The 23569-nt window shown below is 73.5% G+C and carries 24 protein-coding genes; 3 read left to right on the top strand and 21 right to left on the bottom strand.

The window, feature by feature from the left end; all coding sequences use genetic code 11:
• Positions 1-5: 5 nt before the first annotated feature.
• From RM555_RS27540 to pyrR, 10 genes are all read right to left on the bottom strand, one after another.
• Positions 6-539: a nucleoside/nucleotide kinase family protein gene (locus RM555_RS27540; RefSeq protein WP_311414452.1), complete on the bottom strand. Its 534-nt coding sequence runs from the start codon at positions 537-539 to the stop codon at positions 6-8.
• Positions 540-564: 25 nt separating this feature from the next.
• Positions 565-882: an integration host factor, actinobacterial type gene (gene mihF, locus RM555_RS27535; RefSeq protein WP_007458370.1), complete on the bottom strand. Its 318-nt coding sequence runs from the start codon at positions 880-882 to the stop codon at positions 565-567.
• Positions 883-1057: 175 nt separating this feature from the next.
• On the bottom strand, positions 1058-1897 hold the full coding sequence (pyrF, locus tag RM555_RS27530) for an orotidine-5'-phosphate decarboxylase (RefSeq protein WP_311414451.1): 840 nt from the start codon (positions 1895-1897) through the stop codon (positions 1058-1060).
• Positions 1898-2004: 107 nt separating this feature from the next.
• Positions 2005-3279, bottom strand: coding sequence for an adenosylmethionine--8-amino-7-oxononanoate transaminase (locus tag RM555_RS27525; protein ID WP_311414450.1), 1275 nt, complete (start codon positions 3277-3279; stop codon positions 2005-2007).
• On the bottom strand, positions 3276-4295 hold the full coding sequence (locus RM555_RS27520; RefSeq protein WP_151457096.1) for a quinone-dependent dihydroorotate dehydrogenase: 1020 nt from the start codon (positions 4293-4295) through the stop codon (positions 3276-3278). The genes RM555_RS27525 and RM555_RS27520 overlap by 4 nt, the downstream gene beginning before the upstream one ends.
• Positions 4296-4398: 103 nt before the next feature.
• The gene (carB, locus tag RM555_RS27515) at positions 4399-7797 is read right to left on the bottom strand and encodes a carbamoyl-phosphate synthase large subunit (RefSeq protein WP_311414449.1); all 3399 of its coding nucleotides are present in this window, start codon (positions 7795-7797) and stop codon (positions 4399-4401) included.
• Positions 7790-8953 (bottom strand): glutamine-hydrolyzing carbamoyl-phosphate synthase small subunit, encoded by a 1164-nt coding sequence (gene carA, locus RM555_RS27510; RefSeq protein ID WP_311414448.1) that lies wholly within the window; start codon positions 8951-8953, stop codon positions 7790-7792. Before carA ends, carB begins: the two co-directional genes overlap by 8 nt.
• Positions 8950-10227 (bottom strand): dihydroorotase, encoded by a 1278-nt coding sequence (locus RM555_RS27505; RefSeq protein ID WP_311414447.1) that lies wholly within the window; start codon positions 10225-10227, stop codon positions 8950-8952. Before RM555_RS27505 ends, carA begins: the two co-directional genes overlap by 4 nt.
• Positions 10224-11150 (bottom strand): aspartate carbamoyltransferase catalytic subunit, encoded by a 927-nt coding sequence (locus RM555_RS27500; RefSeq protein ID WP_121395245.1) that lies wholly within the window; start codon positions 11148-11150, stop codon positions 10224-10226. Before RM555_RS27500 ends, RM555_RS27505 begins: the two co-directional genes overlap by 4 nt.
• Entirely contained in the window at positions 11147-11731 is a 585-nt protein-coding gene (gene pyrR / locus RM555_RS27495; RefSeq protein ID WP_311414446.1) for a bifunctional pyr operon transcriptional regulator/uracil phosphoribosyltransferase PyrR, read from the bottom strand. The genes RM555_RS27500 and pyrR overlap by 4 nt, the downstream gene beginning before the upstream one ends.
• 284 nt (positions 11732-12015) lie before the next feature.
• Between pyrR and bldD the strand changes: the two genes are divergently transcribed.
• A complete protein-coding gene (bldD, locus tag RM555_RS27490) occupies positions 12016-12504 on the top strand; it encodes a transcriptional regulator BldD (RefSeq protein WP_013285505.1) in 489 nt (162 codons plus the stop codon).
• A gap of 114 nt (positions 12505-12618) precedes the next feature.
• Here the strand turns inward: bldD and nusB are convergent, their stop codons facing one another.
• The 5 genes from nusB to RM555_RS27465 all read right to left on the bottom strand — a co-directional run bounded on the left by nusB (position 12619) and on the right by RM555_RS27465 (position 16806).
• Complete coding sequence (gene nusB, locus RM555_RS27485; RefSeq protein WP_207914624.1) at positions 12619-13029, bottom strand: transcription antitermination factor NusB; 411 nt, start codon at positions 13027-13029, stop codon at positions 12619-12621.
• Positions 13030-13052: 23 nt separating this feature from the next.
• The gene (gene efp, locus RM555_RS27480) at positions 13053-13610 is read right to left on the bottom strand and encodes an elongation factor P (protein WP_132240163.1); all 558 of its coding nucleotides are present in this window, start codon (positions 13608-13610) and stop codon (positions 13053-13055) included.
• 611 nt (positions 13611-14221) lie between these two features.
• Positions 14222-14653, bottom strand: a complete 432-nt coding sequence (gene aroQ, locus RM555_RS27475) for a type II 3-dehydroquinate dehydratase (protein WP_311414445.1) — start codon at positions 14651-14653, stop codon at positions 14222-14224.
• Positions 14650-15732 carry a 3-dehydroquinate synthase gene (gene aroB / locus RM555_RS27470; protein WP_311414444.1) on the bottom strand — a complete coding sequence of 361 codons (1083 nt, stop codon included), beginning with the start codon at positions 15730-15732 and terminating at the stop codon, positions 14650-14652. Before aroB ends, aroQ begins: the two co-directional genes overlap by 4 nt.
• A 108-nt stretch (positions 15733-15840) precedes the next feature.
• The gene (locus RM555_RS27465; protein ID WP_311414443.1) at positions 15841-16806 is read right to left on the bottom strand and encodes a helix-turn-helix transcriptional regulator; all 966 of its coding nucleotides are present in this window, start codon (positions 16804-16806) and stop codon (positions 15841-15843) included.
• Positions 16807-16886: 80 nt separating this feature from the next.
• Here RM555_RS27465 and RM555_RS27460 point away from each other — a divergent pair, with 80 nt between their 5' ends.
• Positions 16887-17615 (top strand): alpha/beta fold hydrolase, encoded by a 729-nt coding sequence (locus tag RM555_RS27460; protein ID WP_311414442.1) that lies wholly within the window; start codon positions 16887-16889, stop codon positions 17613-17615.
• A 40-nt stretch (positions 17616-17655) separates the two neighbouring features.
• Here RM555_RS27460 and RM555_RS27455 read toward each other — a convergent pair whose 3' ends face one another.
• From RM555_RS27455 to RM555_RS27445, 3 genes are all read right to left on the bottom strand, one after another.
• On the bottom strand, positions 17656-18159 hold the full coding sequence (locus RM555_RS27455; protein WP_311414441.1) for a shikimate kinase: 504 nt from the start codon (positions 18157-18159) through the stop codon (positions 17656-17658).
• A gap of 46 nt (positions 18160-18205) precedes the next feature.
• On the bottom strand, positions 18206-19384 hold the full coding sequence (gene aroC / locus RM555_RS27450; RefSeq protein ID WP_311414440.1) for a chorismate synthase: 1179 nt from the start codon (positions 19382-19384) through the stop codon (positions 18206-18208).
• A 139-nt stretch (positions 19385-19523) separates the two neighbouring features.
• On the bottom strand, positions 19524-20549 hold the full coding sequence (locus RM555_RS27445) for a hypothetical protein (protein ID WP_311414439.1): 1026 nt from the start codon (positions 20547-20549) through the stop codon (positions 19524-19526).
• Positions 20550-20666: 117 nt separating this feature from the next.
• Between RM555_RS27445 and RM555_RS27440 the strand changes: the two genes are divergently transcribed.
• On the top strand, positions 20667-21323 hold the full coding sequence (locus tag RM555_RS27440) for a TetR/AcrR family transcriptional regulator (RefSeq protein WP_311414438.1): 657 nt from the start codon (positions 20667-20669) through the stop codon (positions 21321-21323).
• Between the two features lie 8 nt (positions 21324-21331).
• Here the strand turns inward: RM555_RS27440 and RM555_RS27435 are convergent, their stop codons facing one another.
• From RM555_RS27435 to RM555_RS27425, 3 genes are all read right to left on the bottom strand, one after another.
• A complete protein-coding gene (locus RM555_RS27435; RefSeq protein ID WP_151457204.1) occupies positions 21332-22252 on the bottom strand; it encodes a glycosyltransferase family 2 protein in 921 nt (306 codons plus the stop codon).
• On the bottom strand, positions 22249-22863 hold the full coding sequence (locus tag RM555_RS27430; RefSeq protein ID WP_311414459.1) for a glycosyltransferase: 615 nt from the start codon (positions 22861-22863) through the stop codon (positions 22249-22251). The genes RM555_RS27435 and RM555_RS27430 overlap by 4 nt, the downstream gene beginning before the upstream one ends.
• A 74-nt stretch (positions 22864-22937) precedes the next feature.
• Complete coding sequence (locus RM555_RS27425; protein ID WP_311414437.1) at positions 22938-23420, bottom strand: UDP-N-acetylglucosamine--LPS N-acetylglucosamine transferase; 483 nt, start codon at positions 23418-23420, stop codon at positions 22938-22940.
• Between the last annotated feature and the right edge of the window lie 149 nt (positions 23421-23569).

Raw genomic sequence — 23569 nt, 5'->3', positions numbered from 1 at the left:
GGCGGTCAACCGCGCATGTGCGGTGGCGCCGGAGCCAGGAAAGAAGAACCGGACAAGCCTACCAGCTCGTCGACGACCCGCCCGGTGAGGTCGTGCGCGAGGGTGTGTTCGAAGGCGGCCGGCGTGGCCTGCTTGGGGAGGCTCCCCGGCGGGTGCAGCAGCACCAGCCGGGCGTCGGGCAGCACCGCCCGGACCAGCAGCGCGCCGGCCAGGTCGAGGCCGATCAGCACCGGCTGCCCGGCGGCGAGCCGGGCGCGCAGCGGTTCGAGGGGGGTGCCGCGCCGGTACGGCCCGGCCCGGCTCCACTCCAGCAGCTCCCCGGCGGCGACCATCCGGTCAAACCCGGCGGGGGTCAGGAAGAGCCGGTCGACGCCGTCCAGCTCGCCCTCCCGGCGGGATCGCGTGGTGGCCGGCACCGGAACCCACACGGACGGAGAACGCGCCCGGACGCGCTCGACGACACTCTCCGTGCCGGAGCCCGAAGGCCCCGCCAGGACAGTGAGCCGAGCCGCCGGGCGCGCCTCGTCATCCGTGCTCACTGCTTGTTTCTACACGCAGCCAGCCTCAGTTGGCGGCGAACTCCCCAAGCAGTGCCTTGCGCTGCTGCTCGCCGAGGCCACGCAGGCGACGGCTGTCGGCGATCTTGAGCTTCTCCATGATCTGGGTGGCCCGGATCTTGCCGATACCCGGCATCGCCTGCAGCACGGCGGAGACCTTGAGCTTGCCGACGACATCGTCGGACTCGGCACGCTCGAGGACGGCTCCGAGGGTGGTCTTGCCCTGCTTGAGCTGCTCCTTCAGCTCAGCACGGGCCTTGCGGATCTCCGCGGCCTTCTCCAGCGCGGCAGCGCGCTGTTCGGGGGTCAGTGACGGGAGCGGCACCAGTTCTCCTCAGGTCCCTATCGCGACGGGCGGGACGCACCGCCGCATCTGTGAAACGTGGTGTCGCTGTGAACCAAGGGGTCCGTGGTTCCCAGCGCGGGGAAAACTAGCGGTCGACGGCGCATTCGGCAACGTGGACGCGCGATGATCTTCACAAAGGTGACCGAGCCGTCAGTCAGTCACCAGCGGCGAGGGCGGCCCGGCAGCCGGTCAGGGCGCGGTCGGCGGCGGCCCGCAGCGCGTCCGGATCCGGGCCGGCGCCCAGCACCTCGCGGGAGTACGAGGGCAGCACCGCGGGCAGGGCGGAGCCGAAGACGACGCGCAGATCGGCCGCCGTGGCGCCCTGCGCCCCGAGGCCCGGAGCGAGCAGCGGACCGTTCACGGCGGACAGGTCGTGACCGGTGTCGCCGATGGTCGCGCCGACCACCAGCCCGACGCTGCCGAGCGGCTGTGCACCCGCGTTGAGCTGGGAAATCTCGTCGATGACGGTCTGCGCGACGGTGCGTCCGTCGGCGGTGCGCGCGCGCTGCACGGCGGCGCCCTCGGGGTTGGAGGTGAGCGCCAGCACGAAGACCCCACCGCCGTGCTCGGCGGCCAGTTCGAACATCGGCGCGAGCGCGCCGACACCGAGGTACGGGCTCGCCGTCACCGCGTCCACATGGACCGGGCTGGATGGATCGAGGTACGCCGAGGCGTACGCGGCGACGGTCGAGCCGATGTCGCCGCGCTTGACGTCCAGCAGAACGAGCGAGCCGGCATCGCGTAACTGTCGGATAGTTGACTCAAGAATCGCGACACCTTTCGAGCCGAACCGCTCGAAAAAGGCCGACTGTGGCTTGATCACCGCGACCCGGTCACCGAGGGCCTCCGTGACCGTCCGGGCGAACCGGTCAAGCCCCCGGACGTCGTCGTCGAGCCCCCAGCGGGCCAGCAGCCCCGGGTGCGGGTCGATGCCGACGCAGAGCGGACCCCGCTCGCTGACCGCCCGGTGCAGGCGGGCGCCGAAGCTCTCCATCCGGTTCTCTCCCTCTCCTCGGCACCCGGGGCGTCCGCCGCCGGGGCACGCTCCTGTCGCGGGCGGCGCGTGCGCCCGCGTACTCCCGCCGGACCGTGACCGGCGGCTCAGCCGGCCCGCACCGCGGCGGCGACCCCGGCGGCGATCCGGGCCAGGTCGGCGTCGTCGGTGACGTACGGCGGCATGGTGTAGACCAGGTCGCGGAACGGCCGCAGCCAGACCCCCTCGGCGACCGCCGCGGCGGTGGCGGCGGGCAGGTCCACCTCGTGGTCCAGCTGGACCACGCCGATCGCGCCGAGCACCCGCACGTCGGCCACCCCCGGCGCGCCGCGCAACGGCTCCAGGCCGGCCCGCAGCCCCGCCTGCACCCTCGCCACCCGCCCCGCCCAGTCGCCGGCCCGCAGCAGGCCGAGGGAGGCGTTGGCGACCGCACAGGCCAGCGGGTTGCCCATGAACGTCGGGCCGTGCGCCAGCACCCCGCCGGCGGAGATGCCCCGGGCGACCTCCGCCGTGCAGAGCGTGGCGGCCAGCGTCAGGTACCCGCCGGTGAGCGCCTTGCCCACGCACATCACGTCGGGCACCACCCCGGCGTGCCCGGCGGCGAACATCGTGCCCGTGCGGCCGAAGCCGGTGGCGATCTCGTCGAAGATCAGCAGCACGCCGTGCGCCCGGGTCACCTCGCGCAGCACCCGCAGGTAGTGCGGGTGGTGGAAGCGCATCCCGCCGGCGCCCTGGACCACCGGCTCCACGACGACGGCGGCCAGCTCGTGGGCGTGCCGCTCGACCGCCTCCACCAGGGCCGCCTCGTAGGCCGGCTCGGGCGGGGTGTCGAAGCCGCCGGGCGGCACGGGGGCGAAGACCTGCCGGGGCAGCACGTCGCCCCACAGGTGGTGCATGCCGCCCTCGGGGTCGCAGACGCTCATCGGGTGGAACGTGTCGCCGTGGTAGCCGCCCCGCCAGGTGCCCAGCCGGCGGCGCTCCGGCCGGCCGGCGGCCCGCTGGTACTGCAGGCACATCTTGATCGCGACCTCGACGCCGACCGAGCCGGAGTCGGCCAGGAAGACGTGCTCCAGCCCGTCCGGGGCCAGCTCGACCAGGGTGGCCGCCAGGCGGACCGCGGGCTCGTGGGTGAGCCCGCCGAACATCACGTGGCTCATCCGGCCGAGCTGGTCGGTCACGGCCGCGTCGAGCACGGGGTGCCGGTAGCCGTGGATCGCCGCCCACCACGACGACATCCCGTCGACCAGCTCCCGGCCGTCGGCCAGCCGCAGCCGTACGCCCGCCGCGCTCTCCACCACGTAGGGCGCGTTCGCCGGCGGCAGGGCCGCGTACGGGTGCCACACGTGCGCCCGGTCGGCGGCCAGGACCTCCTCGGGGGTCACCCGCCCGTCCCCGTGGCGCGGGCGGCGGCGCGGACCAGGGCCGGGCCGCGATAGATGAAGCCGGTGTAGAGCTGCACCAGGGCGGCGCCGGCGTCGAACATCCGGGCCGCCGCGTCCGGGTCCACGATGCCCCCGACGCCGATCACCGGCAGCCGCCCGCCGGCCTCCCGGTGCACGAAGGCGACCACCTCGCGGGCGCGGTCGGCGAGCGGGCGACCCGACAGGCCGCCGGTCTCCGCGCCGCGCGCCCGGTCCGCCGGGGCGAGTCCGTCGCGGGCCAGGGTGGTGTTCGTGGCGATCACCCCGGCCGCGCCCCGGGCCAGGCAGACCTCCAGCAGCTCGGCGATCGCCGGCTCGGTGAGGTCCGGGGCGATCTTCACCAGCACTGGCTTCTCCCCCACCAGCGCCGCCAGGATGGCGTCCAGGTGCGCCCGGTCCTGCAGCGAGCGCAGCCCCGGGGTGTTCGGCGAGGAGACGTTGACCGCGAAGTAGTCGCCGTGCCCGCGCAGCGCCCGGTAGGACGCCTGGTAGTCCGCCACCGCCTCGTCCAGCGGGGTCACCTTGGACTTGCCGAGCGAGATGCCCAGCGGCACGCCGATCGGGCGCGGCAGCGCCGCGAGCCGGGCCGCGAGGGCCTCGGCGCCGGCGTTGTTGAAGCCCATCCGGTTCACCACGGCCTCGCTGCCGGGCAGCCGGAACAGCCGGGGCCGGGGATTACCCGGCTGTGGGTGCGCGGTGACCGTGCCGACCTCGACGAAGCCGAAGCCGAGCGCCGGCCAGGCCGGCAGGGCCGCGCCGTCCTTGTCCATCCCGGCGGCCAACCCCACGGGGTTGGGAAACTCGACGCCGAACACCCTCCGCGGCGCCCGCACGGCATACCGGGCCCGCAACACCCCCAGCGCCGCCGGCCGGCGGGACAACCCCGCCAGCCGCCGCAACGTCCACTCGTGCGCCGCCTCGGCGTCCCCGCCGCCGATCCGGAACAACCCCGGCCGAACCACCCGCTCGAACATCACGACCGACCACCCCCGTTGATCATGAAGTTATCGCCGCGACACGCCGTGCCGGCCGGCAACAACTTCATGATCAACGCGTACGGGCAGGGGTGCGGGTGGGGGGTCATTCGGCGGACCGGAGGGCGGCGTGCAGCTCCTGGAGCGGGCGGACCTGCATGTCGCCCCGGATCCGCGCCTCGATGCCCATCACCGCCGCCGCCGCGCCCGGCACCGTGGTGATGCACGGGATGTCCGCCGTGACGGCGGCGCTGCGGATCTCGTAGCCGTCCGAGCGGGCGCTCGCGCCCGAGCCCTGCGGAGTGTTGATCACCAGCGCCACGTCGCCGCCGAGGATCAGCGACACCGCGTCCTCGCCCCCGCCGGACTCGTAGTGCTTGCGGATCTGCTCGCAGGCGATGCCGTGCCGGCGCAGCACCTCCGCCGTGCCGGTGGTGGCGACGATCTCGAACCCCAGGTCGGCCAGGCGCTTGATCGGGAAGATCATGCCGCGCTTGTCCCTGTTGGCGACCGAGACGAAGATCTTCCCGGCGGTCGGCAGCGAGCCGTACGCGGCCGACTGCGACTTGGCGAAGGCGTGCCCGAAGGCGGTGTCGATGCCCATCACCTCGCCCGTGGACTTCATCTCCGGGCCGAGCAGCGAGTCCACGCCCTTGCCGGTGGGGGTGCGGAACCGCTTGAACGGCAGCACCGCCTCCTTGACCGCGATCGGGGCGCCGGCCGGCAGCGAACCGCCGTCCCCGGTCGCCGGGAGCAGCCCCTCGGCGCGCAGCTCGGCGATGGTGGCGCCCAGCGCGATCCGGGCCGCCGCCTTCGCCAGCGGCACCGCCGTCGCCTTGGAGACGAACGGCACCGTCCGGGACGCGCGCGGGTTCGCCTCCAGCACGTAGAGCACGTCGTCCTTCAGCGCGTACTGCACGTTGAGCAGGCCCCGCACGCCGACGCCCCGGGCGATCGCCTCGGTGTAGCGGCGCACCTGGGCCACGTGCGAGCCCGCCAGGGTGATCGGCGGCAGCGCGCAGGACGAGTCGCCGGAGTGGATGCCGGCCTCCTCGATGTGCTCCATGACCCCGCCGAGGTAGACCTCCCCGTCGGCGTCGCAGAGCGCGTCCACGTCGATCTCGATGGCGTCGTCGAGGAAGCGGTCGACCAGCACCGGGTGGTCCGGCGAGATCTCGGTGGCCCGCCCGATGTAGTCACGCAGCGTGGCGTCGTCGTAGACGATCTCCATGCCCCGCCCGCCCAGCACGTACGACGGTCGGACCAGCACCGGGTAGCCGATCTCGTCGGCGATCGCCTTCGCCTCGTCGTACGAGGTGGCCATGCCGTGCGCCGGCGCGCGCAGCCCGGCCCGGGCCAGCACCGCCCCGAACGCGCCCCGCTCCTCGGCCAGGTGGATCGACTCCGGCGAGGTGCCGACGACCGGCACGCCCGCGTCCTTCAGCCGCTGCGCCAGGCCCAGCGGGGTCTGCCCGCCGAGCTGGACGATCACCCCGACCACGCCCGGCCCGCCGGCCGCCCTGCCGGAGGAGTCCTCGGCGTGCCAGACCTCCAGCACGTCCTCGAAGGTGAGCGGCTCGAAGTAGAGCCGGTCGGCGGTGTCGTAGTCGGTGGAGACGGTCTCCGGGTTGCAGTTGACCATCACGGTCTCGAAACCGGCACCCGCGGCGCCGGAGGCGGAACCCGCCGGGGCGGCAGTGCCGACCGGCGCGCTCCGCAGCGCCTGCACCGCGTGCACGCACGAGTAGTCGAACTCGATGCCCTGGCCGATCCGGTTCGGCCCGGAACCCAGGATCATCACCTTCGGCCGGGCCGACGGCACGACCTCCGTCTCCTGGTCGTACGTCGAGTAGTGGTAGGGCGTGGTCGCCTCGAACTCGGCGGCGCAGGTGTCCACCGTCTTGTAGACCGGGCGGACGTCGAGGCGGTGCCGCAGCGTCCGTACGCCGTCCTCGGCGGCCAGCTCCGGGCGCAGCGCGGCCAGCTGCCGGTCCGACAGGCCGGCCCGCTTGGCGCGGCGCAGCAGCTCGGCGTCGAGCACCGGGGCGTCCACGATCTCCGCGCGCAGCTCGACGAGGGCGGCGATCTGGTCCAGGAACCAGGGGTCGATCCCGCCGGACGCGGCGGTGACCTCGGCGATCGACGCGCCGAGGCGCAGCGCCCGCTCGACGGTGTAGAGCCGGCCGTCGTGCGGCATCCGCAGCGCGTCGAGGGTGTTCTCCTTCGTCGCGCCGGCCGGGTCGGGCAGCGTCCAGAACCCGCCCGCCTTCGTCTCCAGCGACCGCATCGCCTTGTTCAGCGCCTCGCTGAAGTTTCGGCCCAGGCTCATCGCCTCGCCGACGGACTTCATGGTGGTGGTCAGCTCCGGGTCGGCGCCCGGGAACTTCTCGAACGCGAACCGGGGGATCTTCACCACCACGTAGTCCAGGGTCGGCTCGAACGCCGCCGGGGTCTTCAGGGTGATGTCGTTGGGGATCTCGTCGAGGGTGTAGCCGATGGCCAGCTTCGCGGCGATCTTCGCGATCGGGAAGCCGGTGGCCTTCGAGGCCAGCGCCGACGACCGGGACACCCGCGGGTTCATCTCGATCACCACGATCCGGCCGTCGGCCGGGTTGACGGCGAACTGGATGTTGCAGCCGCCGGTGTCCACCCCGACCTCGCGCAGCACCGCGATGCCCAGGTCGCGCAGCCGCTGGTACTCGCGGTCGGTGAGCGTCATGGCCGGGGCGACGGTGACGCTGTCGCCGGTGTGCACGCCCATCGGGTCGACGTTCTCGATCGAGCAGACCACCACGACGTTGTCGTGCCGGTCGCGCATCAGTTCGAGCTCGTACTCCTTCCAGCCGAGCACGCTCTCCTCGATGAGCACCTCGTGCACCGGGCTGGCGGCCAGCCCGTCGCCGGCGATGCGGGCCAGGTCCTCCGGGGTGTGCGCCATGCCGGAGCCGAGGCCGCCCATGGTGAACGACGGCCGGATCACCACCGGCAGGCCCAGCTCGGCGACCGTCGCCTCGACCTCCGCCATCGAGTGGCAGACCCGGGAGCGGGGCACCAGGCCCGCCGGGTCGTCGACCCCCAGGCGTACGCCGGCCTTGGCGACGATGTCCTTGAACAGCTGCCGGTCCTCGCCGCGGTTGATCGCCTCGATGTTGGCGCCGATCAGCTCCACGCCGTACTTGTCGAGCACGCCGGCCTCGTGCAGGGCGACGGCGGTGTTCAGCGCGGTCTGCCCGCCGAGGGTGGGCAGGATCGCGTCGGGGCGCTCCTTGGCGATCACCAGCTCGACGAACTCCGGGGTGATCGGCTCGACGTACGTGGCGTCGGCGAACTCGGGGTCCGTCATGATCGTCGCCGGGTTCGAGTTGACCAGGCTGACCCGGATCCCCTCGCTGCGCAGCACCCGGCAGGCCTGGGTGCCGGAGTAGTCGAACTCGCAGGCCTGCCCGATCACGATCGGCCCGGAGCCGATCACCAGGATGTGCTTGAGATCGGTCCGCTTAGGCATGTGTGCGCCCCTCGCTCTGGGTCCGGCCCTCGATGAGCTCGGCGAAGCGGTCGAAGAGGTAGTCCGCGTCGTGCGGGCCGGCCGCCGCCTCCGGGTGGTACTGGACGGTGAAGGCGGGCACGTCCTTCGCCCGCAGCCCCTCGACCACGTTGTCATTGAGGCAGACGTGTGACACCTGGACGCCACCGAACTCGGTCTCGATCACCTGGTCGGGGACGACCGCCCCGGCCACGGCGCCCGGCACCTGGACGGCGAAGCCGTGGTTGTGGCTGGTCACCTCGACCTTGCCGGTGACCCGGTCGAGCACCGGCTGGTTGATCCCCCGGTGGCCGTAGCCGAGCTTGTAGGTGCCGAAGCCCAGCGCCCGGCCGAGGATCTGGCTGCCGAAGCAGATGCCGAAGAGCGGAATCCTGCGGCTGAGCACCTCCCGCGCCAGGGCCACCGGCGCGTCGGCGGTGGCCGGGTCGCCCGGGCCGGGCGAGAAGAAGACCGCGTCCGCGCCGGTGGCGAGCAGGTCGTCGATGGTGGAGCCGGCCGGGAGCACGTGCGTGGTGACCCCGCGGGCGGCGAGCCGGCGCGGGACGTTGCGCTTGATGCCCAGGTCCAGCGCGGCGACGGTGAACCGGTGCTCGCCCTCGGCTTGGACCACGTACGGCTTCTCGGTGGTGACCTCGGCGGAGAGGTCCGCGCCGACCATCTCCGGGGCCTGCCGCACCCGGGCCAGCAGCGCCCGCGGGTCGGTCTCGACGCTGGAGATGCCGACCCGCATGGCGCCGCGCTCGCGCAGGTGCCGGGTCAGCGCCCGGGTGTCCACGCCGCTGACGCCGACGACGCCCTCGGCGGCCAGCCGCTCCTCCAGCCCGCCGGTGGCCCGCCAGTTCGAGCCGATCCGGGCCGGGTCGCGGACCACGTAGCCGGCGACCCAGATGCGGCCCGACTCGTCGTCCTCGCCGTTCACGCCGGTGTTGCCGATGTGCGGGGCGGTCTGCACCACCACCTGACGGTGGTAGGACGGGTCGGTCAACGTCTCCTGGTAGCCGGTCATGCCGGTGTTGAAGACCGCCTCGCCGAAGGTCTCCCCGACGCTGCCGTACGCCTCACCGTGGAACGTGCGCCCGTCCTCCAGCACGAGGATCGCGGGCCTCCGCTTCGTCATAGAACAGCCTTTCCGTCCAGGACCGTCGGCTCGCCGCGCAGGAAGGTCGCCACGATGCGACCCGGCAGCGTCATGCGGGCGTACGGGGTGTTGCGGCTACGGCTGGCCAGCTCCGCCGGCTCGATGGTGCGGCGGGCGGCCGGGTCGACCAGGGTCAGGTTCGCCGGCACGCCGGGCGCCGGGTCGAGGCCGTGCCCCTCCAGCCCGGCGATCCGGGCCGGGGTGCGCGACATCCGCTCGGCGATCAGGTCCCACTGCGGGCCGAGCACGTCGAGGGCGATCGACAGCGCCGTCTCCAGGCCGAGCATGCCCGGCCGGGCGTACGCCCACTCGCACTCCTTGTCCTCCACCGCGTGCGGGGCGTGGTCGGTGGCGACGATGTCGATCACGCCCTCGACCAGGGCCGCCCGCAGCGCGGCGACGTCGGCCGCGGTGCGCAGCGGCGGGTTGACCTTGTAGACCGGGTCGTAGGTCTCGGCCCGGGCGTCGGTGAGCAGCAGGTGGTGCGGGGTGACCTCGGCGGTGACCCGGACGCCCCGGGCCTTGGCCTGGCGCAGCACCTCCACGCTGCCGGCGGTGGAGACGTGGCACACGTGCAGGCGGCTGCCGACGTGCTCGGCGAGCAGCACGTCCCGGGCGATGATCGCCTCCTCGGCGACCGCCGGCCAGCCGGTCAGGCCGAGCCGGGTCGAGACCTCGCCCTCGTGCATCTGCGCGCCCTCGGTGAGCCGGGGCTCCTCGGCGTGCTGGGCGATGATCCCGTCGAACGCCTTCACGTACTCCAGCGCCCGGCGCATCAGCCTCGGGTCGGCGACGCAGTGCCCGTCGTCGGAGAAGATCCGTACCCGGGCCGCCGAGTCGGCCATCGCGCCCAGCTCGGCGAGGTGCTCGCCGGCCAGGCCGACGGTGACCGCCCCGATCGGCTGCACGTCCACCAGCCCGGCCTCCCGGCCCAGCCGCCAGACCTGCTCGACCACGCCGGCGGTGTCGGCCACCGGCGAGGTGTTGGCCATCGCGCAGACCGCGGTGTAGCCACCGAGCGCCGCCGCCCGGGACCCGGACTCGACGGTCTCGGCGTCCTCCCGGCCGGGCTCGCGCAGGTGGGTGTGCAGGTCGACGAGGCCGGGCAGGGCGACCAGCCCGGTGCCGTCGACGACGGTCGCCTCCGGTGCGTCCAGCCCGGCGCCGACGGCCGCGACGACGCCGTCGCGGATGAGCACGTCGGTCGGCGCGGCGCCGACGACACTGACGTTGGAGATCAGGTACGAGCTCACCGGTTGTTCCCCCCGAGCAGCAGGTAGAGGACGGCCATCCGCACGGAGACCCCGTTGGCGACCTGTTCGACGATGGTGGAGCGGGGCGAGTCGGCCACCTCGGGCGTGATCTCCATCCCCCGGTTCATCGGTCCGGGGTGCATGACGATCGCGTGCTCGGGCAGCCGGCGCATCCGCGGGCCGTCCAGGCCGTAGCGGCGGGCGTACTCGCGGGCGGACGGGAAGTAGGAGGCGTTCATCCGCTCGCGCTGCACCCGCAGCATCATCACCACGTCCGACTGCGGCAGCACCGCGTCGAGGTCGTAGGAGACGTCGGTGCCGGGCGCGAGCGCCTGCGCGATGTGGACGGGGATCAGCGTCGGCGGCCCGACCAGGGTCACCTTGGCGCCGAGCGTGGACAGCAGCAGGACGTTCGAGCGGGCCACCCGGCTGTGCAGGACGTCCCCGACCACCGCGACCGACAGGCCGGCCAGCCGCCCCAGCCGGGAGCGCATCGTGTACGCGTCGAGCAGCGCCTGGGTCGGGTGCTCGTGGGTGCCGTCGCCGGCGTTGACCACCGAGCCGTCGACCCAGTCGGCGAGCCGGTGCGGGGCGCCGGAGGCGGGATGCCGGACGACCACGGCGTCGGCCCCCATCGCCTGGAGGGTCAGCGCGGTGTCCTTCAGGCTCTCGCCCTTGGTCACGCTGGAGCCCTTGGCCGAAAAGTTGATCACGTCGGCGCTGAGCCGCTTCGCCGCCGCCTCGAACGAGATCCGGGTGCGGGTGGAGTCCTCGTAGAAGAGGTTCACCACGGTGCGCCCGCGCAGCGCGGGGAGCTTCTTGACCTCCCGGCCGGCGACCGTGGCCATCTCGGCGGCCGTGTCCAGGATCTCGGTGGCGGTGGCGGCGTCCAGGTCGGCACCGGAGAGCAGGTGCCTGATCATGAGGGGGTCCCCCCGTACAACCTGACCTCGTCGGTGCCGTCGGTCTCCGCGAGGGTGACCTTCACGCTCTCCGCCAGGGACGTCGGGATGTTCTTGCCGACGTAGTCGGCGCGGATCGGCAGCTCGCGGTGGCCGCGGTCGACCAGGACGGCGAGCTGGACGGACGCCGGCCGTCCGACGTCGTTGAGCGCGTCGAGCGCGGCCCGCACCGTGCGGCCGGAGAAGAGCACGTCGTCGACGAGGACGACCCGCTTGCCGTCGATGCCGCCGGGCGGCACCTGGGTCGGCCCGACCGCGCGGGTGGCGTGCCGGCGCAGGTCGTCGCGGTAGAGGGTGATGTCGAGCACGCCGACCGGGACGGTCACGTCCTCGAAGGTGCTGATCCGGGCGGCGAGCCGCTTCGCGAGCGGGGCGCCCCGGGTGGGGATGCCCAGCAGCACCGTGTCCGCGGCGCCCTGGGTCTTCTCCAGGATCTGGTGGGCGATGCGGTCGACCACGCGCTGGACGTCGGCGCTGGCGAGGATCACCTTCACCGAGGGTTGTCGCGGCGGCGACGACTGGGCAGCAGGTGGGTAGGCCACGGCGGACCTCCTTCCCCGCCTCACGGGACGGGTCGTTAAAGGACGTCGGATGCCGGTACCGGGACGCGAGCGGCCCGGACCGGGGCTTCCCGCCACGTTACCAGTGGTCACCGCACCGACCGCCGCCGGCCACTGACCCCCTGGTCAGCCCGGCGAAATGGGGACAACTCCCCCGGTGATCCCAACGGTAAGGTCACGACCACTTGACCAGTTGTACCAATCCCCGTACCGTCACGCTCCGTAGCGACCCCTGGGAGAACCCCGAGCAGCACTGGGAGTGTTTAATGCCCTCTGAATACGCCAAGTCTCTGGGCGCCCGCCTGCGCTCCATCCGCCAGCAGCAGGGCCTGTCCCTGCAGGGGGTGGAGGAGAAGTCGAACGGGCGGTGGAAGGCGGTGGTGGTCGGCTCCTACGAGCGCGGCGACCGCGCCGTCACGGTGTCGCGCCTGGCCGAGCTGGCCGACTTCTACCGCGTTCCCGTCTCGGAGCTGCTGCCCGACGGCAGCGGGGTTCGCCACGAGCCCACCAGCAAGATCGTCCTCGACCTGGAGCGGCTCTACGACGAGGCCTCCGAGGACCTCGCCTACGTCGCCCGGTACGCGCGTGCCATCCAGCAGCAGCGCGGTGACTACAACGGCCGCGTGCTCTCCATCCGCGCCGACGACCTGCGCGCCCTCGCGATCGTGTACGACGCCTCGCCGTCCGGCCTGATCGAGCGGCTCACCGAGCACGGCGTGCTGGTCGCCGACCCGCGGGCGTTCTTCGCCAGCTGACCAGGAACGCGAGAGAGGCCCGTGCCGTCCGGCACGGGCCTCTCTCGTTCGTGTCGCGTCCTGCCTGTTGAGCACACCGGCTGTGACGCACGTCCGGGTGTGACGTGCGCCGCGTCAGCGGGTGGCGTACTCGGCGATGCGCCCGAGGATGCCGTTGAGGAAGCGCGGCGAGTCGTCGGTCGACATCTGCCGGGCCAGCTCGACGGCCTCGCTGATGGCCACCGCGTCGTCGATCTCGTCGACGTAGAGCAGCTCGTAGACCGCGATCCGGGCGAGGTTGCGGTCGACCGCCGGCATCCGGTCGAGCGTCCACCCCTCGGCGTAGCTGGCGATCACCTCGTCGATCCGGTCGAGGTGGGCGGCGACGCCCTCGACGAGGCCCACCGCGTATCCCAGGTGCTCGGGTCGGGGCTTCTCGATCCGCTCGATGTAGCCGGCGAGCACCTCGACCGGCGGGCGGTCCCGCAGGTCGGCCTCGAAGAGCACGTCCAGCGCCCGCTTACGCGCCTTGCGGCGCGCAGGCATCTGCTGCTTGGGGCCCTCGGCCATCAGGCGCGGCCGAGGTAACGGCCGTCGCGGGTGTCGACCTTGATCTTCTCGCCGGTGGTGATGAAGAGCGGCACCTGGACCGTCGCGTCGGTCTCGACGGTGGCCGGCTTGTTGCCGCCGGTCGACCGGTCGCCCTGCAGGCCCGGCTCGGTGTAGGTGACCTCCAGCACGACGCTGGTCGGCAGCTCGATGTAGAGCGGGACACCCTCGTGGGTGGCCACGGTCGCCTCAGCCTCGGGCAGCAGGTAGTTCGCCGCGTCGCCGACGGTGGCACCCGGCACGTTGATCTGGTCGAACGTCTCCAGATCCATGAAGACGTAGTCCTCGCCGTCGGCGTAGAGGTACTGCATGGTGCGCTTGTCCACGGTCGCGGTCTCGACCTTGGTGCCCGCGTTGAAGGTCTTGTCGACCACCTTGCCGGACAGCACGTTCTTCAGCGTGGTACGCACGAACGCACCACCCTTACCGGGCTTGACGTGCTGGAACTCGACGACGGCCCAGAGCTCTCCGTCGAGGTTGAGTACCAGGCCGTTCTTCAGGTCGTTGGTGGTGGCCATTTCCTGCCTTGATCATCAATTGGCGGACAGACCTGGCAAGTCTACTAGTTGCGTCGAACGCCGCTGTCCGCCGCTTCCCGCCGCCCCTCCGCTGCCCGCTCGCGACGCTTTCCGCCGTCCCCCACCGTCCTCTGCCGCCTCCGCCTCCGTCTTCGCCGCCGCCGCCGCAGTTCCCCCGCCGGCCCAGCCACCGTCGCCGCGCCGCCGGCCCAGCCACCTTGCGGGATTGCCGGCGACAACGCACGCCGGCGCTCACCCTCCGTAAGTCGCCACGCTCCCCGGCAGAAGCCCTCCACGCTCCCTTTGCTCTGCACCCACGGACGCACCAGTTACACATGGTCACTTTGTCGCCTCCGGCCACGATTCGCCGCCGACAAGAAACCCCAGCTCAGAGTCGTGGTGCGGATTCGGATGCAGAGCAAAGCGTCGGAGGGGCAGAGAGCACGAGCCGCAGAGGCGGTAACCGGCAGTAACGAAGGGAGGCATCACTCACCGTCACGGCGGATAGAGCACAGAGCGCGCCACCGGCACTCATCTCGCCGCTCCCGCACGCGACGGGCGGGACGGGCAGGACGGGCAGGGCGGGCAGGACAGGAAGGGCAACCCGGGGGTCAGCGGATCAGGGCGGCCAGGTGGTGCAGGGCCAGGCGGTAGCCGTCGACGCCGAGGCCGCAGATCACCCCGGTCGCCACCGCCGACACCACGGAGTGGTGCCGGAACTCCTCGCGGGCGTGGATGTTGGAGATGTGCACCTCGACCAGCGGCCCGCGCAGCATGGCGCAGGCGTCCCGGACCGCGTACGAGTAGTGCGACCACGCGGCGGGGTTGAGGACCACGGCGGCGCCCTCGTCGGCGGCGGCGTGCAGCCAGCCCAGCAGCTCGTGCTCGGCGTCGGTCTGTCGGACCGTCACGTCCAGGCCGAGCTTCCGCCCGGTCGACTCGCAGAGCGCCACCAGGCCCGCGTAGCTGGTCGCCCCGTAGACGTCCGGCTGCCGGGTGCCGAGCCGGCCGAGGTTCGGGCCGTTGAGCACGTGGACCCTCACGCGGGCACCGCCACCTCGCGGTAGGCCGCCTCCAGCAGCTCGTCGTCCGGCCCTTCGAGGATCGCGGGTCGGGCCAGCCCGTCCAGCACCACGAAACGCAGCTGGCTGCCCCGGGTCTTCTTGTCCACCCGCATCGTGGCGAGCAGTTCCGGCCAGGCGTCGGCGTGATAGCCGGTGGGCAGGCCGAGCGCCGCGGTCACGCGCCGATGCCGCTCGGCGGTGCCGGCGTCCAGCCGGCCGGCGAGCCGGGCCAGCTCACCGGCGTAGACGAGGCCGACCGACACCGCGTGCCCGTGCCGCCAGCGGTAGCCCTCCGCCTTCTCGATGGCGTGGGCCAGGGTGTGCCCGTAGTTGAGCACCTCCCGTACGCCCGACTCCCGCAGGTCGCCCGAGACCACGTCGGACTTCACCCGGATCGCCCGCTCGATCAGCTCGCGGGTCACCGGGCCCGCCGGGTCGGTGGCCGCCGCCCGGTCCCGCTCCACGAGGTCCAGGATCACCGGGTCCGCGATGAAGCCGCACTTGACCACCTCGGCCAGCCCGGCGGTCAGGTCGGCCGGCGGGAGGCTGTCCAGCGTCGCCAGGTCGGCGAGGACGCCGACCGGCGGGTGGAACGCCCCCACCAGGTTCTTGCCGGCGGCGGTGTTGATCCCCGTCTTGCCGCCCACCGCCGCGTCGACCATGCCCAGCAGCGAGGTCGCCACCGGAACCCAGCGCACCCCCCGCAGCCAGCAGGCCGCGACGAAGCCGGCCAGGTCGGTCACCGCGCCGCCGCCGACGCCCACCACCGCGTCGGTACGGGTGAAGCCGGCCTCGCCCAGCCGGTCCCAGCAGGTCGCCGCCACGTCGATGCGCTTGCCCGCCTCGGCGTCCGGCACCTCGACCAGCAGCGGCGTGGCGCCGGCGGCGCTCAGCCGACCGCCGAGCGCGTCGGCCAGCTCCCTCAGCGGCGGCGCGTGCAGCACGGCCACCCGGGTCGCGTCGGGCAGCAGGCCCGGCAACGTGTCGAGCAGGTCGCGTCCCACCAGCACGTCGTACGGGCGCTCGCCGCCGACCGGGATCCGGGTCACCTCGTCCATCGCCGGCAGCCTAGTCCAGCCGCCCGATCCGAGGGGGGAACTGTCCACTTCGTGGCCACCCGTTCCCGCGTCGGGGCGGGAGCGCGCGGGCGGACCCCCGGGGCGGGATCACCCGGGCACCCGGGCCGCCCACGCGGCCAGCCCCCGGGCGTGCGCGGCGACCTCGGCGCGCAGGGCCTCGGGACGTACGACGGTGAACGGCCAGCCCAGCCCCGCGAGCAGTTGGGCCATCCCGGCCAGGTTCTCCGCGCGGGCGCGCAGCAGCACGCCTCCGTCGGTCGTGCTCAGCTCGGCCACGCTGGGCGGCAGGCGGCGTCGGGCGGCGGCCAGGTCGGCCTCCAGCAGCACCTCGACGTCGTGGGCGTACGGGACGCGGGCCAGCGAGCGGGTCACCTGGGCGACCGGGTCGAAGCCCTGGGGCACGGTGAAGGTCTCCTCCCCCGGCAGCACCTCCCCGATCCGGTCCAGTCGGAACGTGCGCACCTCCCCGCGCAGGTGGTCGTGGCCCGTGACGTACCAGCGCCCGGAGTGGAAGACCAGCCCGTACGGGTCGAGCTCCCGGCGGGTCACCGTGCCGGAAGAGGAACGGTGCTCCAGCCGTACCCGGCGCCGGTGCCGGGCGGCGGCGCCGAGGGTGAGCAGCGTCCCGGTCGCCGGCCGGGGCTGCGGCGCCGATCGCCGCAGGGTGAAGCCGAGGTGCTCCTGCACCGCCGCGAGGCGGTCACTGAGCGTGGGCGGGAGCACCCTGCGGATCTTGGCCAGCGCGGTCGCGGTCGCCGGTTCCTCGGTGCCCAGCCCGAGCCGCTCGGCGGCGACCAGACCGAGCAGCACGGCGACGGCCTCGTCGTCGGTGAGCATCAGCGGCGGCAGCTTGTAGCCGGGGCGCAGCCGGTAGCCGCCGTGGCGGCCCCGCTCGGCGGCGACCGGGATGCCCAGCTCGGCCAGGGTCGCGGCGTAGCGGCGCACCGTACGCCCGTCCACCCCCAGCCGGCGGGCCAGCTCCGCCCCGGTGAGCCGGTGGTGGCTCTGAAGCAGTTCGAGCATGCCGAGCACCCGGGCGGCGGGATGCGACACGGACCACTCCTTCAAAGCGGGCGGAAAGCGTCCGGATTCGATCGTACGGTGGTCGCGAACGACGAGAGAGGGAGGCCGCGATGGCGACGTTCGTGCTGGTGCCGGGGTTCTGGTTGGGCGGTTGGGCGTGGCGCGACGTGACGGCGGCGCTGCGCGGGCAGGGCCACGAGGTCCACCCGGTGACGCTGACCGGGGTGGCCGAGCGCGCCCACCTCGCCGGCCCGGAGGTCGGCCTGGAGACACACACCACCGACATCGTCCGGTTGATCGAGGTGGAGGAGCTGCACGACGTCGTGCTGGTGGGCCACTCCGGCGGCGGGCTGCCGGTGACCCAGGCGGCGGACCGCCTCGGCGAGCGGATCGCCCGGGTGGTCTACGTGGAGAGCGGGCCGATGCCCGACGGCATGTCGCAGTTCGACAGCAACCCGCCCGAGGAGCAGGAGCGGCTGCGCGCCGAGATCGGCGACGGTCACCTGCTGCCGCCGCCCGCGTTCGATCCGGACCAGGACCCGCAGAACCTGGCCGGGCTGACTCCTGCCGCGCTCGCGCTGTTGCGGCGGCGGGCCACCGCCCACCCGCTGCGCGCCGCCACCGACCCGGTCCGTCGCACCGGTGGGCGCGCGGTGCCGACGGCCCTGGTGGCGAGCACCTTCCCGCTCGCGGTGGTCGAGGACATGATCGCGCAGGGTCACCCGTTCTTCGTCGGGCTGGCCGGCGGCCGGCTGTACGCGCTGCCCACCGGCCATTGGCCGATGCTCAGCGAGCCGAAGGGCCTGGCCGACGTGCTCGACGGCATCGCCCGCGACTGACCCGGCCGCCGGGGTCCCGGGGCCCGCGGCGGTGCGGGGCTCAGCGCTTGAGCAGCGCGGCGATCTCGGCGGCGATCTCCGCCGGTTCCCGCCCGTCGGTGACGACCGTCGCGGTGGCCACCTCGGCGTAGAGGGGACGGCGCTGGTCCAGCAGGTACTTCAGCGTCGCCCGGGGGTTGATCGCCAGCAGTGGACGGCCCCCGCCGAGCCCGACCCGCTTGACCGCGTCGGACAGCTCGACGGAGAGGTGGACCACGGGGTGCCCGACCAGGGCGGCGCGGTTCTCCTCGGCGAGGATCGCGCCGCCGCCGAGGGCGAGCACGCCCCCGCACGAGGCCAGCCCCGCCGCCACCGCCGCCCGTTCGAGGGTACGGAAGTGGTCCTCACCCTCGTCGATGAAGATCTCGGAGATCGGCTTGCCGGCCAGCCGCACGATGTCCAGGTCGGTGTCGCGGAACTCCACGCCGAGCAGCTCGGCAAGCGCCAGCCCGACGGTGGTCTTGCCCGAGCCGGGCGCCCCCACCAGCACGCATACCGGCGCCATCAGCCGCACCGCCGAGCCGCCGCGCGCCCCGCCCGCCGACCCGCGCTCACCGGATCACCAGGGCGTCGAGGTAGCCGGCCAGGTTGCGGCGGATCTCGGCGACCGAGTCGCCGCCGAACTTCTCCGTGGCGGCCTCCGCCAGCACCAGCGCCACCATCGCCTCGGCGACGACGGCGGCGGCGGGCACGGCGCAGACGTCCGAGCGCTGGTTGATCGCGGTGGCGGGCTCGCCGGTGGTGACGTCCACCGTCGCCAGGGCCCGGTTCAGTGACGAGATCGGCTTCATCGCGGCCTTCACGCGCAGCGGCTCGCCGGTGGTGATGCCGCCTTCCAGCCCGCCGGCCCGGTCGGTGACCCGACGTACGCCGGTGGCGGTGGGGATGATCTCGTCGTGCGCCTCGGAGCCTCGGGAGCGCGCCTGCTGCCAGCCGTCGCCGATCTCCACGCCCTTGATGGCCTGGATCGACATCAGGGCGGTCGCGAGCCGGGCGTCGAGCTTGCGGTCCCACTGCACGTGGCTGCCCAGGCCCGGCGGCACCCCGTACGCCAGCACCTCGACCACGCCACCCAGGGTGTCGGCGGCCTTCTTCGCGGCGTCGACCTCGGCGACCATCCGGGCGCTGGCCTCCGGGTCGAGGCAGCGCAGCGGGTCCGCGTCGATGCGGTCGGCGTCGGCGGGCGTGGGGCGCAGCCCCGGCTTGGCGGCGACCGGGCCCAGCTCCACCACGTGCGAGACGATCTCGATGCCGAGGGCCTGCCGGAGCAGCGCCTTGGCGACCGTGCCGACGGCGACCCGGGCGGCGGTCTCCCGGGCGCTGGCCCGCTCCAGGATCGGCCGGGCGTCGGTGTGGCCGTACTTCTGCATGCCGGCCAGGTCGGCGTGCCCCGGGCGGGGGCGGGTGAGCGGCGCGTTGCGGGCCTGGCTGGCCAGTTCCTCCGCGTCGACCGGGTCAGCGGCCATCACGGTGCGCCACTTGGGCCACTCGGAGTTGCCGACGCGGATCGCGACGGGGCTGCCGAGGGTCGCCCCGTGCCGCAGCCCGCCGATGACCTCCACCTCGTCCTGCTCGAACGACATCCGCGCGCCCCGGCCGTAGCCGAGCCGGCGCCGGGCCAGCTCACCGGCGATGTCCCCGGTGGTCACCTCGACGCCGGCGGGCACGCCCTCCATCATCGCGACGAGGGCGGGACCGTGCGATTCCCCTGCAGTCAACCAGCGCAACACAGCGGTCAGTCTGTCACGCCCGGTGGCCGCCGCCGTGCGGTGCCCGCCGCGTCCCGTCCTGCGGACGCGGCACGACCCGCCGCGACCGCCGGGGTGGCCCGCCGCCCGGCCTCAGCCGCTTCCGTCTGTTCCGGGCCGGTCACCTCCGATAGCGCTGTGCCACTGCCGCGAAGGCGGCCTTGGGCTCCCATTCCATGTCGGGGTAGGTCTGCCCACGGCGTCCTTCGAGGAGCTTGACGATGCCCAGGCTGGCCCGGTCCAGGTCGTCCCTGGGGTCGCCGTCCGGGCGGTGCGGGTAGCCGGGCAGGGCGAACAGGAACACGAACGCGCTGTCGACGCCCTCGGTCTCGAAGATCTCCAGGAGCTCGCTCAGATAGGTGGCCTGGCCGGCCTCGTCGCGCTCGTACACGCCGTTGAGCCGTACCGGGGCCCGGGTCTCCGGGTCGTGCTCGACCACTTCCAGCACCCGCCCACCGCGATCTCCCGCCCCGCGGTAGGCCGCGGTGCCGAACCCGGTGATGGCGAGCGGCTTCGGGCCCTGGGCCAGGGTGCGCACCGCGTCCCGGAACCGGTCGGCGACCTCGGCGGAGCGGATCAGTTCGAACGCCACGATGTCGAAGTGAGTCCAGGCGACCTGCTCGAACTGGATGGAGGCGTAGGTGAGCCTGCCCTGGAAGCGCTCGCGGACCGTGGCCGCGGCGTCGCGGAGGAACGCGTTGATGTGCACGCCGAGTTCGCGGATGGCTTCGGCCCGCCGTTCGGGTCGGCTCATCAGCTGCGCGACCCGATCCTCGGGGCTTTCGCCGGGCAGGAACCCGCGGTTCATCACGCTCAGCTCGACCCCTGCGACGAACACGACCGCGGCCCCCTGCTGCCGGAGCCGTTCCGCCCGCTCGGCGCAGTCGCGGAAGAGCGTGAGGATCTGCTCCGGATCCAGCTCCAGCGGATAGGGCGAGAACCAGACCTCCAGGCCGAGGTCGGCGGCGGCGCCGGCGGCCAGCTCCAGTCGATCCGGGTCGCCGCCGATGATCTGGACCGCGTTGCAGTGCAGGTCGTCGCGGATGATGGCCAGCTCGCGCCGGACCACCGCGAGGTCGAAGCGCTCGCGGGACGTCTGGCCGTGCACGACGAATCCGGTGTCGTAGGTCATTCCTCTTGCGCGCATGGCGGCGTCCTCTCCGTCGGTCCCGGTCGGGTCGAGACTGACAGGAAAGATGCGTGCGCGCAAGTTTGCGTTCACGCAACTTTGCGCAGGCGCAGCCCTGCGTGGGACGCTGACACCGTGACGACGCCACCACCGGGGCTGCGGGAGCGGAAGAAGCAGGCCACCCGCGAGGCGCTGCGCGAGGCGGCCCTGCGCCTGGCCGTGCAGCACGGACCGGACCAGGTGCGGGTCGAGGACATCGCCGAGGCGGCCGGGGTCTCGCCGCGCACCTACAACAACTACTTCGCCAGCCGCGAGCAGGCGATCGTCTCCGCCGTCACCGCGGACCGGGAGGCGCGGATCGCGGCGGCGGTCGCGGCCCGGCCCGCAGGAGCGCGCCTGGCCGACGCCGTCACCGAAGCAGTGGTCGAGCAGTACGCGAACACCGGCGAGCACGAACGCCAGGTGCTGCTGTTGATCACCACCCGGACCGCGCTGCGCGACGCGTTCCTCGACACCACCACCGGCATCGAGCCCCCGCTCACGGCAGCGATCGCCGAACGCCTGGGTGACGCCGGAGCGCACACGGCCCGCGTTCTCGCGGCAAGCGTGGCCGCGGCGGTGCGCATCGCACTGGAGGGCTGGCTCCAGCCGGCCGGGAACGCGGGGGCCGCCGGGGGCTTCGGTGCCGGAGGGCTGGTCGTGCCCTCCGGCTCACTGCCCGACCAGCTCCGCGCGGCGCTGGCCCCGCTCGCGCCCGCGTTCGACGCCGCCGAGCGACACACCCGGCCCTGAGCGCGCGCTCAGATGCCCCGGCCGCGTTTGTGCAGGGTACGCAGCACCGCGTCGGCGCGGACCATCCGCCCGGCCACGGCGAGGGCCAGGTACGCCCTCGGCTCGCGCGGGTTGCGCCGGATGGTGTGCCGGGCCCAGCGCATCGCGCCCCGCCGGTCGCCGGACGCGGCACGGGCGAAGGCGATCTGCCCGGTGACCCGCGCCTCGCCGGCCGGCTGGGTGCCGAACTCGGGGTAGCGCTCCAGCAGCCACTGCAACGCCTCGGAGATGGTGTCCCAGCGCTGCGCGAAGTAGGACCGCTTGTGCCAGCGCACCAGCACGTACGGCGTGCGCAGGTTGACCAGCGGCGCGCTGCGGGCGGCCCGCAGCAGGAACTCGTAGTCCTCCGCGTAGCTGCCCGGGATCTCCTCGTCGACCAGCCCGAACCCGTCGCGCAGCGCGGCGGCGCGGATCAGGAAGGTCGACGGGTGCAGCTCCGTCATCCGGTCCCGCAGCAGGTCGGCCAGGGTGACGGAGTCCTTCGGCAGCGCCCGGTCGACGGTGTGCCCGTCGTAGCTGACCCGGATGCCGCAGCTGACGAACTCCGCGTCGGGGTGGGCGGCGAGCGCCTCGACCTGGGCCCGCAGCTTGCCGGGCAGCCACTCGTCGTCGTCGTCGCAGAACGCGACGAGCTCGCCGGTGGCGGCCAGGACGCCCGAGTTGCGGGCGCCGGCCAGGCCGGGGGCGCGCTCGTTGCGGATCACCCGGACCAGCCGGTCCGGGCGGGACAGCTCGGCCAGCGAGGCGTCCGGCTCGGACTGGTCGTAGACCACCACCACCTCGATCGGGCCGGGGTGGTCCTGGTCGAGGATGGCGCGTACGGCGGCCCGGAGCAGCTCCGGGCGGTCCCGGGTGGGCACCACCGCGCTCACGCTCGGGTGTTCGGTCATCGCCGCTCTCCGTTCCGGGCCGGCCGTGCCCACGGCCGCCACCTCGTCCGCTGCCGTCGTCGGGTCGACGCGGCCACCAGGTCCTCCACGATCCGTCCCACCTGCTCGACCGCCGCGCGACGCGCCCGGGACGCGTCCGGGTCGGCCGCGACGGCGAACCGCGACGGGTCGGCGAGGCCCGCGGTGAGCGCCTCGAACAGCGCCTCCCGGGTCTCGGCCAGCGCCACCATGCCGGCCGCGCCCAGGCGGCGGGCGAACAACTGCTGGTGGTCGTCGACGTGTTCGCCCCGGGTCGGGTCCCGTGGGACGACGATCGGCAGGTGACCGTGCCGGCGGGCCTCCAGGATGGTGGCCGGGCCGCCGTGGCAGACCACGAGGTCGGCCTCGGCCATCGCCGTCTGCAGCTCGTCGTGACCGAGGAAGGGCATCGCCCCGGGCACCCCGGGGGCCCGGGTGTGTCCGTGTTGGACGGTCAGCCCGACGTCCTCGGCGACGGCGGGATGCCACTCCTCCAGCCAGCCGACCAGGCGGTCGAACGGATGCTTGTCGGTGCCGACGGCGACCAGCAGCCGGGCCTGCGCGAGGCCGCCGGAGTCGCGCGGCCGGGGCACCCGGGCGGCGGGTGCGGGCCGGGGACGGCCGGGGGCGACGCGGTGGACGGGGGTGGTTCCGGTGCTCTCGGCGCTCACAGCAGGGTCCCCACGACGGTGGCCTCCGGGTACTGGCGGCGCTGCTCGTCCCACTGCACGAGCATCGCGGAGAGGAACGGCCGGCAGAGCCGGGCGGTCAGGGTCGGGGTGTCGATGCGGTCGTACACCTCGATGTAGACGGTCGGCACGCGCCGGAGCCGGGCCAGCACCACGAACGGGACGGCCACCCCGGCGCCGGTGGTCACCACCGCGGCGACCCGGCGCGACCGCAGCACCCGCCAGGCGAGGACCGCGTTACGCAGCAGGTTCGGCACGTTGCGGGTGGTCGGGTGGTGCGCCGGGACGAGTTCCTCGCCGGCCAGCAGCGAGAGCGCCTCGGGTGTGTCGAAGGTGACCCAGCACCGCCGCCAGCGTTCGTACCACGGGCGCAGGGCGAGCAGTTGGGCCAGGTGGCCGCCGCTGGAGCCCACCAGGAGCAGGACTCCGGGCTCGCCGGCTTCCTCGGTCGTCGTTTCCACGCGACTCCCCACAAGTTCGCTTGGATGTTCGGTGGTCGCCACGCGACAGCAGATCACACGTCCCCCGGCCGGTGAAATAGGGCGACCGGGCGACAAGTCGATCTCCGCGGGTGGCGGATCGGGTGCGCCGCGTCGACCATCGGCATCGA

The sequence above is a fragment of the Micromonospora reichwaldensis genome (genome assembly GCF_031845925.1).
Taxonomy (GTDB): Bacteria; Actinomycetota; Actinomycetes; order Mycobacteriales; family Micromonosporaceae; genus Micromonospora; species Micromonospora reichwaldensis.
Note: the sequence above shows the minus strand (reverse complement) of the source record. Positions and strands in the feature narration are given on the sequence as shown.

Excerpts from the sequence above, each read along its gene's own strand:
- RM555_RS27455 (WP_311414441.1), bottom strand. The coding sequence starts at position 18,159 with ATGGCGCCGGTATGCGTGCTGGTGGGGGCGCCCGGCTCGGGCAAGACC.
- carB (WP_311414449.1), bottom strand. The coding sequence starts at position 7,797 with ATGCCTAAGCGGACCGATCTCAAGCACATCCTGGTGATCGGCTCCGGG.
- RM555_RS27460 (WP_311414442.1), top strand. The coding sequence starts at position 16,887 with ATGGCGACGTTCGTGCTGGTGCCGGGGTTCTGGTTGGGCGGTTGGGCG.
- bldD (WP_013285505.1), top strand. The coding sequence starts at position 12,016 with ATGCCCTCTGAATACGCCAAGTCTCTGGGCGCCCGCCTGCGCTCCATC.
- efp (WP_132240163.1), bottom strand. The coding sequence starts at position 13,610 with ATGGCCACCACCAACGACCTGAAGAACGGCCTGGTACTCAACCTCGAC.
- RM555_RS27435 (WP_151457204.1), bottom strand. The coding sequence starts at position 22,252 with ATGACCGAACACCCGAGCGTGAGCGCGGTGGTGCCCACCCGGGACCGC.
- carA (WP_311414448.1), bottom strand. The coding sequence starts at position 8,953 with ATGACGAAGCGGAGGCCCGCGATCCTCGTGCTGGAGGACGGGCGCACG.
- nusB (WP_207914624.1), bottom strand. The coding sequence starts at position 13,029 with ATGCCTGCGCGCCGCAAGGCGCGTAAGCGGGCGCTGGACGTGCTCTTC.
- pyrF (WP_311414451.1), bottom strand. The coding sequence starts at position 1,897 with ATGGAGAGCTTCGGCGCCCGCCTGCACCGGGCGGTCAGCGAGCGGGGT.
- aroB (WP_311414444.1), bottom strand. The coding sequence starts at position 15,732 with ATGGACGAGGTGACCCGGATCCCGGTCGGCGGCGAGCGCCCGTACGAC.
- RM555_RS27445 (WP_311414439.1), bottom strand. The coding sequence starts at position 20,549 with ATGCGCGCAAGAGGAATGACCTACGACACCGGATTCGTCGTGCACGGC.
- RM555_RS27500 (WP_121395245.1), bottom strand. The coding sequence starts at position 11,150 with ATGATCAGGCACCTGCTCTCCGGTGCCGACCTGGACGCCGCCACCGCC.